Source organism: Neobacillus drentensis (assembly GCF_036965645.1).
GTDB lineage: Bacteria > Bacillota > Bacilli > Bacillales > Cytobacillaceae > Neobacillus > Neobacillus drentensis_D.
Genome location: NZ_JBALPZ010000116.1, coordinates 1 through 13,043, shown reverse-complemented (window position 1 = coordinate 13,043; position 13,043 = coordinate 1). Strand labels below are relative to the sequence as shown.

Genomic DNA, 13,043 nt, shown 5'->3' with positions numbered 1-13,043 from the left:
AGAGGGTTCCCTACTTTATCATTTTTTCTACATATTTTCTTAAACTCGTTAAAGTTTGTTAATAATTTGTTAAGATTTGTGAGGTAAAGTATAGACAAGTAAGAAAATGATTAAAGGAGATCGATTATAATGGACTTCAAACACGAAAATGAATTGGAAAATTATCAATCTAACTCATCTGAGATGAATAATACAAATTCTGAAGAAGTTTCACTTGAAAAACTAAAGGATGAAAGCCACTCTGTGAACAATGTGAATTCAGTGGATGCTACTTTTTCTGTAGAATCCAGCAACAATGGAAGAGAATCTGAAAACCAAGAGGAAACAAGTATCCCTGTAGAAATGGCTGCTCCTCCTTATACTGTACAAACTCGTTCCAATTATAAACCGGAACCGAAAATACGGAAGGCGAAAGGATTTGTATCAACAATCGCGGCTGGGGTTATCGGGTCGGTTTTAACCCTAGCAGTATTGCCCCATACGAATTATATGAGCAATTTTAATCAAAGTAATCAAGACACGGCGAGTACGACCACTGCAACAACTGCTACAAATAAAACTGTTCAGCCGGTAACTGCTCAGCCAACCTCTGTTTCTACTAATTCTGTTGCTGACACTGTTGAACAGCTATCTAAAGCGATCGTGGGGATTGTAAATTATCAGCAACAACAGCAGCAAACTACTGATATCTGGGGTAACTCAAATTCTTCTGATTCTAATTCTAATACCTCAGAAAGTGTAGAAAGCGGCTCCGGCTCTGGTGTTATTTTTCAAAAGAATAATAACACAGCCTATATTGTAACGAATAATCATGTAGTGGAAGGGGCTTCTAAACTGGAAATCTCTTTATATGATGGTCAAAAGACAACTGCTGAAGTAGTTGGAACAGATGCGTTAACAGATTTAGCTGTCTTAAAAATTGATGCAAAGTATGTTACTACTACAGCTAACTTCGGAGATTCTTCAAAATTAAGACCTGGCGATCAAGTTTATGCGATCGGTAATCCGCTTGGAGTTGATCTATCCAGAACAGTGACACAAGGTATTGTTAGTGCTACTAACCGTACCATTTCCGTATCAACATCTGCAGGAGACTGGGACACAACGGTTATTCAAACAGATGCTGCCATTAATCCGGGTAACAGCGGCGGTGCCTTAATCAATACACAAGGTCAGGTAATCGGTATTAACAGTTTGAAAATTTCAGAAACAGGTGTAGAAGGTCTGGGATTCGCCATTCCAAGTAATGATTTTATCCCAATTGTGAACCAATTAATTAAAAATGGGAAAATCGACCGTCCATATCTGGGTGTTGGTCTAGCAGACTTAAATCAAGTACCACAGATGTACCTTCCTCAGAACGTGACAGCAGGTGTATTAGTTATGAATATTGACTCTAATTCTGCTGCAGCAAAGGCAGGATTCCAGGCAAAGGATATCATTGTCTCTATGAATGGTACAAAAATTGCTAATTCATCAGAATTAAGAAAATATCTTTACACAAAAGTGCAAATAGGTGACACAATCAAATTCGGAGTTTACCGCGATGGTAAACAAATCACTTTAACAGCAAAAATAACAGCAAATTCGGAAGGATGACGGTTAAGAAATGACTTGGATAAAGAAAAATAAATTATTGACCGCTTTGTTACTGGCGGTCATAATCGCAGCAGGAGTGTTTCTAACCTTTACCCTTAACAAGGAAAATGCTGTTGCAACCATTAATGGTGAAACGATTACTAAGGATGAACTGTACGATCAAATGGTGGCACAGTATGGTTCGGACACGGTAGGTCAAATGATTAATAATAAAATTGTAGAAGCTGAGGCAGCTAAGAAAAAGATTACGATTTCTACTAGTACAGTTAACAGTGAAGTTGACAAGTTAAAAGAACAGTACGGAGGCGAGGATGTCTTTAAACAGGCACTTGTAGGCAATAATACAACTCTTGCGGCGCTAAAGAGCGATGTGAAAAATTACCTGTTAATTAAGAAACTGCTTGAACCTGAAATCAAAATCACTGAAAACGAAATGAAAACTTATTTTAATGAAAACAAAGACTCTTTCGCTACTGCAGAGCAAGTTAAAGCCAGCCACATACTTGTCGCAGATGAGAAGACAGCAAAGGAAATTAAACAAAAACTCGATAATGGTGAGGATTTCGCCACATTAGCCAAAAAATATTCAACCGATGACAGTACAAAGGACAATGGCGGGGAACTTGGCTATTTTGCGAAAGGAACGATGGTGACAGAATTTGATAACGCTGCTTTCTCTTTACCGGTAAACACCATTAGTGATCCAGTAAAAACAACTTATGGGTACCACATCATTAAAGTGGAGGATAAAAAGGCAGCACAAGCAGCAAACTATGAGGCAAGTAAGGCTGAAATAAAAGAAACCTTATTAGATCAAAAAGTGGATTCTGAATATCAGACATGGATCGACAGTAAGAAGAAGAATTATGATATTAAAAATACTTTGAGTAGCGAAGCATAACCCAATTACCAAGAGGTGAAAGAATTGAATCGGGTCGGGAAACATGCAGTCAGTAGTCCAGGAGATGACCTGGAGCTAATGAATATGGTGTTTGAGTTGCCGGAAAAGGATAAAATGGTCATGTGGTCAGAAGGTTATATTGATCAGGTAATCGACAAGTTACCAGACTATGCCCGTGATATTTTGGAGAATCGTAAAGAAAAGTGGGAAGATACAAAGGCTTATTATGAGAAGCTGCTAAAGGAAATAGTGAAACGGGAAGATTTTAAAATAAAAGTGAAGGGCGGACGGAAGGAGTTCGCCCTTTTCGTCATGGAATATTATCCGGAGTTACAATCCTTAATGTTCTTAATTTATGATGAAAATTTAAAAGAGGTGGACCTGCGGAAGTTTGTTTATCGGAGAAAGTTTAGTTCTAGAAAAAGATACCTTCATTGAATTAGTGCGGCTCTCCTTTTTTTGAGTTAAGCTTTTCGAAGTGTGGAATTTTCCTTATAATGAGGAGTGTTCTTACTTCTAAAGGTGGGTTTTCTATGACGGCAAAGTTTTCTATTACACAGGTCCTGTTTCTTCTCTTTATCACCATACTCGGGGTTACCATGTCAGTCATTTATCATCAGCCACTGGTAATAGGTTTTCTTCCCGGGTTTCTTTTTTTATTTTTTCTTTCATTAAAAAATAATTTCTCGGTTAGAGAATCATTAAAAATTTGTTTGCTAGGTGTCCAAAAAACCAGAATTGTCATTATCATTTTATTTTTAGTCAGTTTCTTACTGCCTTCCTGGTACTTATCAGGAACCATTGAGCAAATGGTCAACATTGCACTGGATTTTATCCATCCACACCATTTTTTTATTCTTTCCTTTATGATCAGTATGATTTTCTCCATGCTGCTTGGTACAACGGTTGGGACACTAAGTGCAATTGGCGTTCCCTTATTAGGGACAGCCGTGGTACTTCATCTGCCTATTCCTGTTGCAGCGGGAGCATTAGTATCCGGGGCTTTTGTCGGTGATCGAACTTCACCTTTCTCTAGCGCACACCAATTACTGTCTCACACGGTCGAGGTCCCTGTTAAAAGGCAAGGGAAAGCAATGTTTCTAACGACTATTACGGCCATTCTTTTTTGTCTATGTTTTTATGGTGTAATAGATGCACACTTTATCAGCAAGGCATCCTTAACAAACAGTCAGTTGGACTGGAGCGAGCTTTCACCGGCGAAGTTTATTCCACCAATTATACTAATTGTGTTGGTTCTTTTTAGGATGAGTATCATTTATGCATTCTTATCTAGTATTCTATCAGCCGTGGTCATCTCCTTCGTTAATGGGACATCAGGGGCAGAGCTGGCTGGAGCTCTTTGGCATGGCATTGACGGCCTAGGCGGCGGTTTCATTCATATGTACCAATTGCTGCTGTTTTTAGCCCTTGCGGGAGCTTATAATGGTCTTTTGGAAGAGTTAAATGTGATTCAGCCCTATTTGGATAAATGGCTGGAGTCTTCGCAAAGTTTACTTGTGGATACCTTAAAAACACTCCTGACAACCCTAATCATTACGTTAATTGCTGCCAATCAGACCCTTCCAATTATTTTAACCGGGAGATCGTTTCTCCCCCATTGGTCTCATTACTATGGAAAGGAAGAATTAGCTAGAGTGATGGGCGATTCGACCATGCTATTTCCTGGGGTTGTCCCATGGAGCGTGCTTGCGATTATGTGCAGTACCATTGTAGGAATTCCGATGTTTGAGTATTTGCCATATGCATTGTTTTTATGGGTTTTACCAATTATCACGATATTGGTATCTTTCTATAGGGGAGTGCGTAATTCAAAAAGAAATCGTATGGCCACCGCTTAATAACAGGGTCTATCAAGGCTCTGTTTTTTTCTTTTTCGAAGCCCTAAATTTCTAGTTGAATGAAGTCCGCTTTTTTATCATATAAGTGGTAATAAAGTAATTGGACAAGGAATGATGAGATGCTGAAAAAATTACTAGTAATCGGATTCGGTAGTACGATGATTAGCGTGGGAATCAATATGTTTATTCTTCCCTTTCATTTAATAAACGGCGGGATCTTTGGCATCAGTTTATTGTTAAATTATCTATGGGGTTTGAAAGTGGGCCTTATGTTTATCCTGCTGAATATTCCTATTTATCTATTTGCTCTTAAAAACGACCCGATTTATTTTTACAATGGAATACTAGGTGCGGTTGTTTCCGGCTGCCTGATAGAATTACTACTGCCATTAAACGGGTTATTGAATTTACCTATTATCAGCAGTGTAATCATCGGTGCCGTCATTATTGGAGTGGGAGTAGGGGTGATGCTCCGTAATCATATCAGTCCAGGTGGAATGGACTTGCTCGCTCTATTAATTGCAAAATGGACAAAGGTGAATGTGGGAGTGATTATGATAGCCCTTGATGCCGTGATTATTCTTACAGGACTGTTCCTCTTACAGGATGTGAGACTTTTATATTCCTTGTTAATCATCTCCATTATTGGTATGTTGGCAACGATTATTACATCATACCGACGGGTAAGCATGTAACTTGAAAACGGGTATAATAAAATAAAAAGGAAAGAGGAGGAGAAGGGTGAATCCAGTTGATGATCATTTAGCAGAGAATTTGAAGATTTTATTTGTCGGTTTTAATCCAAGTATCCGCTCTAGTGAATTAGGACACCATTACGCAAATCCAAACAATCGATTTTGGAAGATTTTATATGAAGCTGGATTAACAGAGCGGAAATATGATGCTGCAGAAGATGCCCAGTTATTAGAGGCTGGATATGGGTTTACCAATATAGTTGAGAGACCAACGAAGGCCGCTGATGAAATAACCAAGGAAGAATATAAAGCTGGAAGAGAGATACTGAAACGAAAAATTGAGAGATATCGGCCAAAAGTGGTTTGTTTTGTTGGCAAAGGTGTCTATCAAGAGTATAGTGGTCGAAAGTCGGCACCATGGGGACAACAAACGGAACCAGTTGTCCCAGATGTGATTGATTTTGTAGCGCCTTCTTCCAGTGGTTTAGTAAGAATGAAGATGATTGAAATTGTGAAGATCTACCATAAGCTTCTTGTTTTAACATAAAACATCGACGGTATCTTCAATCCGTCGATGTTTTATTTTATTCGAATTTTTTATGATAATGGGTTAATGCCATTAGCGGGAAGATAAAACGGTAGCTGTGATAATGGATATAAAATGCCCCTGCCATCCCTTGGCCCTTAGGGTAATCTGTCGTCCAATCCATTTTCTCTAGATTATCAAGTAAATAAGTTATTCCTCTTTTAATCGCATTTGTCGGTTTATCTGAAACGGTAATCAAAGCATCAAGAGCCCAGGCCGTATGCGTTAATGTGCTTTGAGGTAACGGGACATAAGTTCTTTTACTGTCACTGTGACAGGACTCTCCCCAGCCACCGTCTTTATTTTGTATATCGAGGATCCATTGAACTGCTTTTTCTATCGAGGCGTGCTGCGCTGAAAAATCACCTGCCATTAGGCCTGTTATTGCAGCCCAAGTACCATAAAGATAGCAAACCCCCCACCTTCCATACCAGGAGCCATCCCTCTCTTGATCCCTTAATAGCCAATAAATTCCTTTTTTTATTGCAGTATGATCCTTTGACAAATTGGTGTATCGACCCAAAAATTCCAGCGTCCTCCCGGTTAAATCGGCACAAGAAGGATCTGCGATGATAAATTCTCCTTTTTCGATAGGCAAAAATTTCAGTAGTTTTGAGTTCGTGTTTTTTTCAAATGCCGGCCATCCACCGTCATCATTTTGCATCGACAAAAGCCATGTAATGCCACGGTCCCATACTTGAGTTTCAGTCGGCGTCATATGAGAAATAGAACGAAGCGAGGCGGTTGTGTCATCTACATCGGGGTTAATGGTATTAATATCAGAAAATCCCCAGCCGCCTGGCATTGTTTTCGGATTATGAATCACCCAATCACCAAATTTTCGATGCTGCCTCTCAAACAGATATTGATTGGCCTGCTTTACCATGGAATCCTCGGGCGAAATACCTGCTGATTGTAAACAAAAGGAAATTAAAGAGGTGTTCCACATATTTGCGGTCGTATATTGGATATGTGGAAACCCGTCAATTTCACACTTCATCGATAGGATACCATCGAGTGCCTTGGTAATCACGGGATCCGTTTTTTTATATCCAAGTGATAATAGGGCAAAAATCATTAAAAAAGTAGAGCTGAAATAGCTGTAAAAGGTACCATCCGGCTCAAGATGATCAAGCATATATTTTTTTGCCCGTTCAATCGCTAGTTGATGAAGCTGTTTTGGTAACCCTAGTAGACTTTCAACCCCGTCCTTAATAAAAGAAAATAAGGAACGATAGTCCTCTGAGCGGTTCCAATGGCTTTCTGCTTCACGGTTTAGGTTTAAATCAGAAAGGTCAGGGCTCTTGTCTGTTTTAATTGTGAACTGTGTATCAGCCAAAATCATGATGGGGGTTAAATTAGCCCTGCCAAAAACGGAAAACGAATAAAAGTTAATCGGAAAATGCAGCGGCAAGAGGATAAGTTCAATGGGAAGCGGAGAATAGGAAGGCCAGGTGGACTGTCCAGTTATGGCAAGCATGACCTTTGTAAACATGTTTACTTGTTCGATACCGCCGTTAGCAAGTATAAATCGTTTGGCGGCGAGTAAGCGTTTATCATTTTTAGGGTAGTTTCCCGAATACAACAAAGCATAATAGGCTTCTACAGTAGCCGTCAGATTACCCTCTCCCTCATCATAAAAAAGCTTCCATGCCCCGTTTTTCTCTTGTTTTCTGAGAATTCTCTTTGTGAGCCCCTGAATTAATTCTTCATCATGTAATTCCAATGACCGTAATAAAATGATCATATAAGCGTCTGTGGATATGCCTGTTTCAAATGGATAGTCCCAAGAGCCGTTGGGAGATTGGTCTTTGCGAAGCATCTCAATAATCCAATCCATGCCTTTTTTTGTATCAGTCATCGTATCTTCACATTCCTCTCCCAAAATTTCTCATCTATCTATACATATTCTCATCATTACAAGAGAATTCGTAAGGGAGGGAATGTGCCATTTTTTTTATAAGGAATCGTGAGAGGTCTCCGCTTGAAATCATTTCGGAAGAATTAAAGAAAAAGAGTAAATCGCCGTTGTCTTTGCCTCCAATTACCAAGAGTGAGGGGGTTCTTCTAGATAAAATAAGGCAGAAAACCAAGGAATATAATCTAAATAATATTACACGAACGAATGCCTATCTTGATTTTTATCTTCGCTATCCGGATATCCACTGGGCTTTTCTTGCCCATATGGTCTCGCGAAATGGCGGCTGGAATATGACCGATTTAAAAGGGGAATTTCTAAACCGATTGATGACGAAGAAGGATCGTCAGTTATTCTTTCAATTTTTAGAGCGGGGCAATTGGCTGATTTTTCAAGACGTTTATCCTCAGTTTTTACTTTATGAAGAAAGCTTAAAATCTAGTAAGCCTCTGTTCCATTTGTTTGCTCATCTAAATATCTCCACTTTTATGGAAACGATTTGGAATCAGTTTTGGAGAACCAATGACACGTATATTCTAACGATAGCATTGGTGATTAACGAACAAAATTATATAGAAAAAAGAGTCGTTCAAAATCCGCAGCAACAAAAAGATGTTCTAAGTAAATTTGAGTTTTTGCTTCAAGATTGGCTTTCTTTTAATCATATTCTTTTCCCCTATGGAAATAAGAATTTGGCCGGTCAAACAGTTCATCAGTTTGAATCATTCCATCAGAGGATTTTACTTGGTAAGAAATTGTATAAAATTCTTTTTAAAAATAAAGAAATTCACCAAAAGGCAGTTGAATGGGCGAAAAGCCATTCCCATACCGGTTCAAGGAAGGATTATTGGCCGCAAATTTTTAATTGTGTGAATGAAGGGACACCTGGATTTCCTTATCAGCTTCATTTGAAAGCCTGTCAGCTAAGGGCAGGTGCAAAAAGGATTTTTAGCCCAATGCTTGAGATAGCTTGGAAAAATGTAAGTCATAAGGAAGCAGAAAAAGGGGATTGGTTTACAGATTGGCGTGTGGTGGACTATTTAGTAGAAGATGAAGAACTCATTGATGGGGAGATAAAAGATGAATATTGTAGAACACTCGAACGACTCGAACTTGCAGCCCTTGCCAAAAAGGCGATTACCTTTTAAGTATGAACTTGGCAGTATGGTGCTTGCTTCTTTGTTAGGGACTTATTCAGATTTATATTTTGTTGGAAAGGGATATTATCGCTTTCCTTTAAGACCGTTCTCTAGGATTTTTACGATTAATCTTGCGTTTACGTTAGTTGCACTGCCGATCATGACACTCCTTATTTTACGGTGTATTTCGCCGTTAACGAAGTGGGGGAAAGCAGGGGTTATTCTTTTAGTGAGCCTGCTAATGCCGATTTTTGAAAGGTTAGCCGAATTATTAGGCTTGTTTACACATTCTGATAGCTGGAACCATCTTTATTCTTTTTTTGGTTATGGACTGTTTTTATCTATTGTGGTGCTATTCCATGAGTGGATGGGAAAAAGAATGCGGGAATAACAAAAAGCCGAGACCGCAGTCTCGGCTTTTCTGATGCCGTCATTGCGGCACCTCCCCCTCCGTCCGTACAGTGGTTAAGTGTCCCGCAACAAGCGAATGTTCGGAGGGGGGTATTTATATTATACCACATTTGCAGTGAAAATAATAAGTGGCTAAACTTTCCTTTCTCGATAGAAAAGTGTATGATAATAATGATTTTTACATAAAGGAGTGTTTTTCATGGCTAAAAAAGGATACATATTGATGGAAAATGGCGAAAAAATTGAGTTTGATTTATTTCCAAATGAGGCACCAGGAACAGTAGAAAACTTTGAAAAGTTAGCAAATGAAGGCTTTTATAATGGAGTTATTTTTCACCGTGTAATCCCTGGTTTCGTATCACAGGGAGGCGATCCAACAGGTACAGGGATGGGTGGACCAGGCTATACCATCAACTGTGAAACTGAAGGAAATCCACATAAACATGTTCCCGGATCATTATCAATGGCGCATGCTGGAAGAAACACAGGCGGCAGCCAATTCTTTATCGTTCATGAATCACAACCACATTTAAATGGTGTTCACACTGTTTTTGGCCAAGTAACTTCTGGTCTAGAGACAGCTAAAAACATGAGAAATGGCGATAAAATGGTTGAAGTTAAAGTATTTGATGAGGAATAATAGGTAAGATAAAGGGAGCGGATTCGCTCTCTTTTTTTTTGCAGCAGAAAAAGTTATGAAGAAGTAGTAAAGGGAAAACAAACGGGCACATTAACATTGAAGCCATCAATTGGAGGGGCGATATGAAAAGTTTAATGCTCGTGCTTGTGTCATTCTTGTTATTCCCTTTTTATGCAAACGCTGCAGAAAAAAAACTGGAGAAAAAAGAACTGAAGGCTGCTATAATCATCGATGATTTTGGTGGGGGGACCGGTGGTGTGCGTGACTTCTTAGAAGGGGACATTCCAATCACCGCAGCCGTTATGCCTTTTACAGAAAGTTCTAAGGCCCATGCTGAATGGGCACATAAAAATGGTTTTGAGGTTATGGTTCATTTACCAATGGAACCAAAACGAGGAAAAAGATCATGGTTAGGACCAAAACCAATTACAGTTGACCTCTCGAAAGAAGAAGTGAGGAAGCGGGTAGAGGAAGCTATAAATAGTGTCCCATATGCGGTTGGTCTTAATAACCATATGGGTTCGCGCGCGGTCGAAAACGAAGAAATTGTTCGGATCATCGTGGAAGTTGCTAAGGAAAAAAATTTATTTATTATTGACAGTGGGACAAGTCCAGGAACAAAGTTTCCGGAAATTGCGAAAGAACTAGGGGTGCCGCTATTAAAGCGCGATGTATTCCTTGATGATATCTCCTCCTCTTCCTATGTCCGAAAACAAATGCTAAGACTCGCCAAGGTAACGGAGATAAAAGGCAGCGGTATTGCAATCGGACATGTAGGAGTAACGGGAAAGGTCTGTTCCGTAGGGATTTTTCAAGCAATGGAAGAATTTAAAAAACGGAATATAAAAATAGTTCCCGTTTCAGAACTCTTATCTGGTGAATTAGCAAAAAAACAATTTCTACCCTGAAAAATGCAGCCAATAGGCTGTCTTTTTTTATAGCTGGAAAACAATGGCCGTTCAGATTTCTTTTACTATGCGAGCTAAACTGGTAAAATGGCACCTGAATTATGAAATCATGAATCATTGGTTGATATATAGAAATTAATTAGGGAGAGGGAGTCCACAATATGAAGTTGGTATCTTGGAATGTAAATGGCCTTAGAGCTTGCGTGAAAAAAGGATTTTTAGATTATTTTCGAGAAGTAAATGCGGATATATTCTGTGTTCAGGAAACAAAACTGCAAGAAGGACAAATTAGTCTGGAGTTAGATGGGTACCACCAATATTGGAATTATGCTGAGAAAAAAGGTTATTCTGGTACAGCTGTGTTTACCAAGCAGGAGCCTTTGTCGGTTAGGTATGGTGTTGGGGAAGAAGACGCAGAAAATGAAGGAAGAATTCTGACTCTGGAATATGTCGACTTTTTCTTGGTCAATGTTTATACACCAAATTCACAGAGAGACCTAGCAAGAATTAGTTATCGTTTGGAATGGGAAGATCGCATTTATCAGCACTTGAAGGATTTAAATCAAAAGAAACCGGTTATATTATGCGGAGATTTAAATGTAGCCCATCACGAGATTGATCTTCGCAATCCTAAATCGAATATTGGAAACTCGGGATTTACGGATGAAGAACGAGGTAAAATGACATCACTGCTCGACGCTGGGTTCGTTGACAGCTTCCGTCATTTTTACCCGCAACAGGAAGGTGCCTACACATGGTGGTCGTACATGAACAAGGTAAGGGAACGGAATATTGGCTGGCGGATTGACTATTTTATCGTTTCAGAATCTCTGAAGGATCGACTAAAGGAAGCTGAAATTCACTGTGATGTAATGGGCAGTGACCATTGCCCAGTTGTTCTAGAACTTAATTAAAACTCCCTGTTCAATAAGAATTTCTTATTACAGGATATTGAAAAACTGTAATTTTCTTTAACGAGAAGCCATCTTATAGTCAGTATATATAAGGAAATTCTCGGGGGGATAATGATGGATCTCAAAAAGGATGTACAGCAGCAATTTGGAAAAAGTGCGGAATCTTATGTGAGCAGTCGGATTCATAAAGATGGAAAGGACTTGCAAAGATTAATAGAAATGGCTGAAGTAACAGGGAAAGAAGAACTTCTTGATGTTGCCACGGGCGGAGGGCATACGGCTAACGCGTTTGCTCCGCTAGTAAAGAAGGTAACCGCGGTTGATTTAACTCAGGAGATGTTAACCGCTGCAGAAAAATTTGTAAAAGGCAATGGAAATCAAAATGTGGAGTTCATAAAAGGGGATGCTGAAAACTTACCATTTTCAAACGGTACTTTTGATGTGGTAACGTGCAGGATTGCCCCGCACCACTTTCCTAATATAAATGAGTTTATTAAAGAAGTCTTTCGTGTCCTTAAACAAGGCGGACAATTTTTGTTAGATGATAATGTCGTTCCAGAAGATGATCAGTATGATCATTTTTATAATAAAATAGAAAAATGGCGGGATTACAGTCACTTTAGGGCATGGAAGAAGAGTGAGTGGATTCGGATGCTTGAATTTGCTGGTTTCGAAATTGTTGAATGGCATCGTTTTGAAAAAAACTTTTATTTTGATTCCTGGTGTAATCGAATGAACTTGTCTAAAGATGAAAAGAAAAAATTAACCGAGTATTTCATAAGTACTTCCGGAAAAATCAAAGATAAATTTAAAATCACAACCGAAGAGAGTCAAGTAATATCATTTCAGGGAGAAGCCATCGTACTGAGGGCAATAAAAAAATAAGAAAAGACCCCTTTGCAAAAAGAGATAGTCTCTTAGCGCGAAGGGTTTTTTGAGTAAGTCATATACCGTTTAGGGCCGTTCCGATTTCGTCAAACTCAGGGATTCGTTCCTCTTGTTGTAAATCTTCGATTTGCTCTTGGTCCACTTGCTGATTGTCCTCATCTTTTTTATAATCATTAACGTTCACTATTACAACATCTCCTTAAGAAATATTTACTACCATATTTTAACCAGCGATTGATTATTTAAACTATTCATTATCCTGGTTGTACTAGTCTAAATTTTATTTAGACAAGGACATTTATTTTAAAAAAATCTAAAAAGATTGTTGACTATTGTAGTGGAAAATAGTATTATTATGAATGTCGCTTCGACGAAATGCATTAATAGTTACGTAATAAACAACATTTCATTAGAAGTTGACAAATTTTGAATGCTATGTTAAGATAACGAATGTCGCTAATCGATAGATTAGTAGATAAAAAAATGCTCTTTGAAAACTAAACAAACAAAAACGTCAACAAACAATAATATTCATTTCTTTTGAAATGAAGCCAACGTAACAAAATGAGCTAATCAACTTTCATG

14 protein-coding genes are annotated in these 13,043 nt (G+C 38.7%); 12 read left to right on the top strand and 2 right to left on the bottom strand.

Annotated elements, in window-relative coordinates; genetic code table 11:
• Positions 1-129 precede the first annotated feature (129 nt).
• The 6 genes from V7266_RS20460 (at position 130) to V7266_RS20435 (ending at position 5,601) form a co-directional block, all read left to right on the top strand.
• Positions 130-1,599: a S1C family serine protease gene (locus V7266_RS20460; protein ID WP_335470453.1), complete on the top strand. Its 1,470-nt coding sequence runs from the start codon at positions 130-132 to the stop codon at positions 1,597-1,599.
• 10 nt (positions 1,600-1,609) lie between these two features.
• Complete coding sequence (locus V7266_RS20455) at positions 1,610-2,500, top strand: peptidylprolyl isomerase (RefSeq protein ID WP_335470451.1); 891 nt, start codon at positions 1,610-1,612, stop codon at positions 2,498-2,500.
• A gap of 24 nt (positions 2,501-2,524) precedes the next feature.
• The gene (locus V7266_RS20450; protein WP_335470449.1) at positions 2,525-2,938 is read left to right on the top strand and encodes a hypothetical protein; all 414 of its coding nucleotides are present in this window, start codon (positions 2,525-2,527) and stop codon (positions 2,936-2,938) included.
• A gap of 95 nt (positions 2,939-3,033) precedes the next feature.
• The gene (locus V7266_RS20445) at positions 3,034-4,359 is read left to right on the top strand and encodes a Na+/H+ antiporter NhaC family protein (RefSeq protein WP_335470448.1); all 1,326 of its coding nucleotides are present in this window, start codon (positions 3,034-3,036) and stop codon (positions 4,357-4,359) included.
• Positions 4,360-4,478: 119 nt separating this feature from the next.
• Entirely contained in the window at positions 4,479-5,054 is a 576-nt protein-coding gene (locus tag V7266_RS20440; protein WP_335470447.1) for a YitT family protein, read from the top strand.
• 46 nt (positions 5,055-5,100) lie between these two features.
• Positions 5,101-5,601, top strand: coding sequence for a mismatch-specific DNA-glycosylase (locus V7266_RS20435; protein ID WP_335470445.1), 501 nt, complete (start codon positions 5,101-5,103; stop codon positions 5,599-5,601).
• Between the two features lie 37 nt (positions 5,602-5,638).
• Here V7266_RS20435 and V7266_RS20430 read toward each other — a convergent pair whose 3' ends face one another.
• Positions 5,639-7,501, bottom strand: a complete 1,863-nt coding sequence (locus V7266_RS20430) for a terpene cyclase/mutase family protein (protein WP_335470444.1) — start codon at positions 7,499-7,501, stop codon at positions 5,639-5,641.
• Positions 7,502-7,599: 98 nt separating this feature from the next.
• Between V7266_RS20430 and V7266_RS20425 the strand changes: the two genes are divergently transcribed.
• From V7266_RS20425 to V7266_RS20400, 6 genes are all read left to right on the top strand, one after another.
• Positions 7,600-8,706: a DUF2515 domain-containing protein gene (locus tag V7266_RS20425; RefSeq protein ID WP_420491467.1), complete on the top strand. Its 1,107-nt coding sequence runs from the start codon at positions 7,600-7,602 to the stop codon at positions 8,704-8,706.
• Positions 8,639-9,088 carry a CBO0543 family protein gene (locus V7266_RS20420; RefSeq protein ID WP_335470441.1) on the top strand — a complete coding sequence of 150 codons (450 nt, stop codon included), beginning with the start codon at positions 8,639-8,641 and terminating at the stop codon, positions 9,086-9,088. Before V7266_RS20425 ends, V7266_RS20420 begins: the two co-directional genes overlap by 68 nt.
• Positions 9,089-9,307: 219 nt before the next feature.
• Positions 9,308-9,748: a peptidylprolyl isomerase gene (locus tag V7266_RS20415; protein WP_335470439.1), complete on the top strand. Its 441-nt coding sequence runs from the start codon at positions 9,308-9,310 to the stop codon at positions 9,746-9,748.
• A gap of 122 nt (positions 9,749-9,870) precedes the next feature.
• A complete protein-coding gene (locus V7266_RS20410; RefSeq protein WP_335470438.1) occupies positions 9,871-10,656 on the top strand; it encodes a divergent polysaccharide deacetylase family protein in 786 nt (261 codons plus the stop codon).
• Between the two features lie 161 nt (positions 10,657-10,817).
• The gene (locus V7266_RS20405) at positions 10,818-11,570 is read left to right on the top strand and encodes an exodeoxyribonuclease III (RefSeq protein ID WP_335470436.1); all 753 of its coding nucleotides are present in this window, start codon (positions 10,818-10,820) and stop codon (positions 11,568-11,570) included.
• A 114-nt stretch (positions 11,571-11,684) separates the two neighbouring features.
• Entirely contained in the window at positions 11,685-12,455 is a 771-nt protein-coding gene (locus V7266_RS20400; RefSeq protein WP_335470434.1) for a class I SAM-dependent methyltransferase, read from the top strand.
• A 58-nt stretch (positions 12,456-12,513) separates the two neighbouring features.
• Here the strand turns inward: V7266_RS20400 and V7266_RS20395 are convergent, their stop codons facing one another.
• Complete coding sequence (locus V7266_RS20395) at positions 12,514-12,642, bottom strand: hypothetical protein (protein WP_335470432.1); 129 nt, start codon at positions 12,640-12,642, stop codon at positions 12,514-12,516.
• Positions 12,643-13,043: the final 401 nt, after the last annotated feature.